We start from the raw sequence: 4807 nt of genomic DNA, 5'->3' as shown, positions 1-4807 counted from the left end.
GGGTTGACTATGAACGTGAAGTGGTCGGTGCTCGATTCACCGAACACGATTCCAACCGAAGCGTCGGGCCCCTCCATATTACCACCTTGAGTTGATTTTCCCGTGAGGACAAAAACCTTTCGATGCCGGTCAACCTTATAAACTCCCGGGCGTAGCTTCCAGGGATGAGGCCGAAGCTAAACCCAGAGGCGAGGGCAGTTCACAGGGCAATCCTGTCAGAGGTTCGGAGGAGGCTGAGCCTTCCGGGTAGCGAGGCCCATCTTGAGCGCTTTTCCCTCACGAACGACCCGGACGAGATAAGGAGACGGCAGGAGTATCTCAGAGAGGGCCTCTCAAAGGTAAGGCCCGAGATGAGGGACCTAATCTCGAAGGTCAAACCGATAAGGTTCCAGAGGGAGTTCTTGAACGACAGGGTTCTTCTGGTTGATGAGTCCGAGGTTGAAGAGGCCGAGTCTTTGAACCTGTGCCACGTTACCACCGATATCGAGGAGGTCCGCGAGTATCCGATTGTCCTGAGCACGCTCGGCTACGGAGTTGACGTCGAGCTGAAACCTCATGAAATCGCTCCCGAGCTCTACATCCTGCCTCTCTGGAGGAACAGAGAAACGCTTGAGGCCCTCGCCAGAATCGGCGAGCTGACCGGCGAGAGGAGCGTTGCTCCGAGAATGCTCGGGGCCTTGAGGGAGTTCGAGGAAGTAATGGGGCGCCAAAAGGTTCTCGAGTCCCTCGACGAGCTGATAGCGGAGAAGGAGCGCGAGCTCAACGAGAGAATCGGCGAGAGGCTTGAGAACTTTAGCCTTACCCTCAGCGGGAAAGAACTCTTGAGCTTCCTCGCACAGCTCCGCGAGGGGAACTACGAGGCCATATTCCGGCACTTCAGCGACGTCGAGGAGGAAATCCTCGAGCTGATAAACGAGGCCGAACGTGACCTCTCGGATAGACTCGGCATTACGGTGGAACTCTTCTCGCGGGAGGAGCTTTACCCGATTCGCGTTCCTGCAGAGAGGGTCGAAGAACTCAGAAACCTTCTCGAACGCGAGCTGGTCCTTGAACGCTATCTGAGGGCGAGGGAAATCCTTGATAGAATAAGGGAACTCATTCCCAAGCTCAAGGAGGAACTTGAGAGGGTTCACGAGCTCGACTTCCTCCTCGCTGTGAAGGAATTCACCGCGGGCTTTTCGTTCCCTGAAATATGGAGCGGTGGAATCGCGTTCCTGCGCGGGAGGCACCTCTTCATCGAGAACCCACAGCCAGTGAGCTACGTCGTCGGGAAGAGGCCGGAGGAGTTCAATGCCCCAGGAGCGGAGAGGATTGACGATGAAGACGTTGTAATCCTCACCGGCGCGAACAGCGGTGGAAAGACGAGTTTGCTCGAGCTAATAACGCAGGTTGAAGTCCTCTTCCACATGGGGTTTCCGGTTCCGGCTGAAAGGGCCTGGCTTGAGCCCCTCGACGAGCTGTTCTTCTTCCGGCGTAAGAGGAGCGTTTACGGAGCTGGGGCATTTGAGACCGCCCTTAAGTCCTTCGTGAGAGCCCTGCGCGGTAAAGGGCGGAAGCTAATCCTGATAGACGAGTTCGAGGCTATAACAGAGCCCGGTGCCGCTGTGAAGATAATCGGCGAGCTCCTCAAGGTTGCCCGCGAGAGGGGCTTTAGGGTCGTTATCGTCTCCCACCTCGGAGAGGACCTCAAGAAAGAACTCCCCTTCGCGAGGGTTGATGGAATAGAGGCGAAGGGCCTCGACGAGAACCTTAATCTAATCGTTGACAGACAGCCCGTCTTCGGGAAGCTCGGCAGGAGCACACCTGAGTTAATAGTCGAGAGGCTCGCGAGAAAGGCGAGAGGAAGGGACAGGGAGATATACGAGCGGATTCTGGCCTCTTTCGGACGGAGTGTGTAGGTCCCTGTGTAGGTAGTTACTACACCTTTTTGGCGTTATGTTCTTACTTTGTTTAATTAGAAAGCTTTAAGTATTTTTAACGCGTACTCCCCTGGGGGATGAGTCATGGATGAGAAGAGCGCGCTCATAGCGTCACCGGTTCTGGCCTTTGGCCTGACGATAGTGCCAGCGTTTCTGGCAGGCCCCATAGCGGGCCTGATTGGCGGCATTATTGGCGTTGGAGCAGGGATAATGCTGACGAAGAACATAGCAGGAAAGGCGAAGATTCCTCCCGAGGTCGAGCAGTACCGCAGAGAGATAGAGGAGCAGATGAACACCATTGTCAGAATCCTCGACAGAATAGCAGAGGGGGACCTGACAGTTGAGGACGTTAAGCTCGATGGACATCTCAGTGAGATTCGGAAGGCCATAGAAAAGATGCGCCAAAACCTCCACGACATGGTCTCGTCTATCAAAGAAGCGGCAGAGGTTGTAAACGAGAGAAGCGCCCTCATCAAGGAGAACATAGACCAGATTAGCGAGGCCATACAGCAGGTCGCAGAGGCCATCAACCAGGTCAGCATTGAGGCGCAGAGGGAGCAGGAGAACATCAACCACATGACGGAGACCATGCGCTACATTGACGAAATAGGAAAGGAAACCATAAACACGATGGAGGACTTTGAACGGTCAATGAGCGAAGTTGTAGCCCTTGCAAGGGAGGGTGGTCAGAAGGGCGAAGAGGCCGTCGGGCAGATTGAAGAGATAAGGAACATGATGCTGATGATTGAGGAGACCGTCAAGGGCGTTGCTGAGATGGGCAAGAACATAGCCAACATAACCAACGTGATTACCGGCATCGCGGAGCAGACGAATTTGCTCGCGTTGAACGCCGCCATAGAGGCCGCGAGGGCAGGTGAGGCGGGAAAGGGCTTCGCGGTCGTTGCCGAGGAGATTAGGAACCTCGCGGAGGAGAGCAAGCAGGCTGCCGACGATATCAGGAACATCGTGGAGCAGATTATGGCCAAGATTGACGAGAGCGTCGAGGTCACCGGAAAGAGCGTCGAGACCGTTGCCCAGTCAACTGAAGTCCTCAAGGAGAGCGTCTCGTACCTCACCCACATAGCTGAGCTCATGGAGGAGATGGAGGTCAAGGCCAACGAGCTCAAGAACAAGGTCCTTGAGGAGGGCGAGAAGATAGACGAGGGCCTGCGCTTCCTCGAGAACCTCGCTGCCTCTGCGGAGGAAACTACCGCGGCGGCAGAGGAGGTCAGCGCCGCGGCGGAGGAGCAGACCTCGGCGCTGGAGGAGGTCCGTGCAACACTCGCGGACTTCGAAGAGGTCGTCCAGAAGCTCATGGAAGAGGTCAACCGGTTCAAGCTTTGAGCCAGCTCCGTTCCCTGTACCTCCCCCTGCTCTCTATTTCTTCTATCTTCTCCTCGATTTCTTTCCTCGCCTCTTCGCCGAGAACCTCAGCGTAGCCCTCAAGAACGGCCTTAAAGCCCTCTTCAAACCATGTGTAGTGCGTGCTCTCCATTGCCCTCCTGAGAAGGTGCAGGTCAACGCCCCTCGCCTCGAGCGTCGAATCAAAATCGGCCAGACCGAAGTCTATGAGGTAGACCTTCCCGTCGCGGAGAATCATATTGCTCGTTGTTAAGTCGCCGTGAACGATGCCGGCTTTGTGGAGCCTGCCTATCTGCCTTCCGACTTCCCGGCAGAGGCTTAAGCGTTCGTCCATCGGGACTTCTTCAAGGTGCTCCTTCAGGCGTTTTCCCTCTATGAACTCCATCACTATTACCATGTCGCGCAGGTTGACCTCGTAGACGTACGGGCAGTTAACGCCGAACTCCTTCGCCCTGTGGAGAATTCTTGCCTCCCTGACGGTCCGCTCCTTCCTCAGTTTGACGTCTATTTCCTGAATCCTGTACCTCTTCGGAACCCTGCGCTTCACGATTACCCTCTCATTCAGCAGGTCAACGCCAAATACCTCCTCAAAGGTCCCCTCGTAGATTTTCGCCTCGGCTCCCTGGGCTATGAGCTTCATTCCACCACCAATTTTAGCTCCTCCCTAAGGTTTTAGCCCTTTCCATAACCATTCTCGAATTTTTCTGTCGATTGACCAAAATTAGACCAAAAATTTGAACAATTTGAACCAAAAATTTATATAGAGCGCTGACGAACTGATTCCGCAAAAAGGCAAAACGTTTGGAGGAATGTCAAAATGAGCATGAGCGGACAGCCCGTTATAATACTCCCGGAGGGAACCCAGAGGTACGTCGGAAAGGACGCCCAGAGGCTTAACATCCTCGCCGCGAGGATTGTCGCCGAGACGGTTAGAACCACCCTCGGTCCGAAGGGTATGGACAAGATGCTGGTTGACAGCCTTGGAGACATCGTCATCACCAACGATGGAGCTACCATTCTCGACAAGATTGACCTTCAGCACCCAGCCGCGAAGATGATGGTTGAGGTTGCGAAGACTCAGGACAAGGAGGCCGGTGATGGTACCACCACTGCCGTCGTTATCGCAGGTGAGCTTCTCAAGAAGGCTGAAGAGCTCCTCGACCAGAACATTCACCCGAGCATAATCGTCAAGGGCTACACTATGGCAGCTGAGAAGGCTCAGGAGATACTCGACGAGATAGCCATCAAGGTCAACCCCGACGACGAGGAGACCCTCCTCAAGATAGCCGGCACCTCAATCACCGGAAAGAGCGCCGAAGCCCACCGCGAGCTCCTGGCTAAGCTCGCCGTTCAAGCGGTTATGCAGGTCGCCGAGAAGGAGGACGGGAAGTACAAGGTTGACATCGACAACATCAAGATAGAGAAGAAGCCCGGCGAGAGCGTTGACGAGAGCGAGCTCATCAGGGGTGTCGTCATAGACAAGGAGGTCGTTCACCCGAGGATGCCGAGGCGCGTCGAGAACGCCA

The 4807-nt window shown here is 55.1% G+C and carries 4 protein-coding genes; 3 read left to right on the top strand and 1 reads right to left on the bottom strand.

The features are described from left to right. The first annotated feature begins 164 nt into the window (after positions 1 to 164). Positions 165 to 1898 (top strand): MutS2 family protein, encoded by a 1734-nt coding sequence (locus tag MVO87_RS03020; RefSeq protein WP_297512143.1) that lies wholly within the window; start codon positions 165 to 167, stop codon positions 1896 to 1898. A 105-nt stretch (positions 1899 to 2003) separates the two neighbouring features. Beyond that, a complete protein-coding gene (locus MVO87_RS03015; RefSeq protein WP_297552122.1) occupies positions 2004 to 3263 on the top strand; it encodes a methyl-accepting chemotaxis protein in 1260 nt (419 codons plus the stop codon). Here the strand turns inward: MVO87_RS03015 and MVO87_RS03010 are convergent. Continuing rightward, positions 3253 to 3921, bottom strand: a complete 669-nt coding sequence (locus tag MVO87_RS03010) for a Kae1-associated kinase Bud32 (RefSeq protein WP_297552120.1) — start codon at positions 3919 to 3921, stop codon at positions 3253 to 3255. The genes MVO87_RS03015 and MVO87_RS03010 overlap by 11 nt on opposite strands. 177 nt (positions 3922 to 4098) lie before the next feature. Here MVO87_RS03010 and MVO87_RS03005 point away from each other — a divergent pair. Beyond that, the coding region (locus MVO87_RS03005) for a TCP-1/cpn60 chaperonin family protein (RefSeq protein ID WP_297552118.1) at positions 4099 to 4807 on the top strand (709 nt) is incomplete at its 3' end.

It is taken from the genome of Thermococcus sp. (assembly GCF_027063845.1).
Classification (GTDB): domain Archaea; phylum Methanobacteriota_B; class Thermococci; order Thermococcales; family Thermococcaceae; genus Thermococcus.
Note: the sequence above shows the minus strand (reverse complement) of the source record. Positions and strands in the feature narration are given on the sequence as shown.

What these genes read in the sequence shown, in the direction of transcription:
- MVO87_RS03020 (WP_297512143.1), top strand. Translation starts at nt 165, where the DNA reads ATGAGGCCGAAGCTAAACCCAGAGGCGAGGGCAGTTCACAGGGCAATC.
- MVO87_RS03015 (WP_297552122.1), top strand. Translation starts at nt 2,004, where the DNA reads ATGGATGAGAAGAGCGCGCTCATAGCGTCACCGGTTCTGGCCTTTGGC.
- MVO87_RS03010 (WP_297552120.1), bottom strand. Translation starts at nt 3,921, where the DNA reads ATGAAGCTCATAGCCCAGGGAGCCGAGGCGAAAATCTACGAGGGGACC.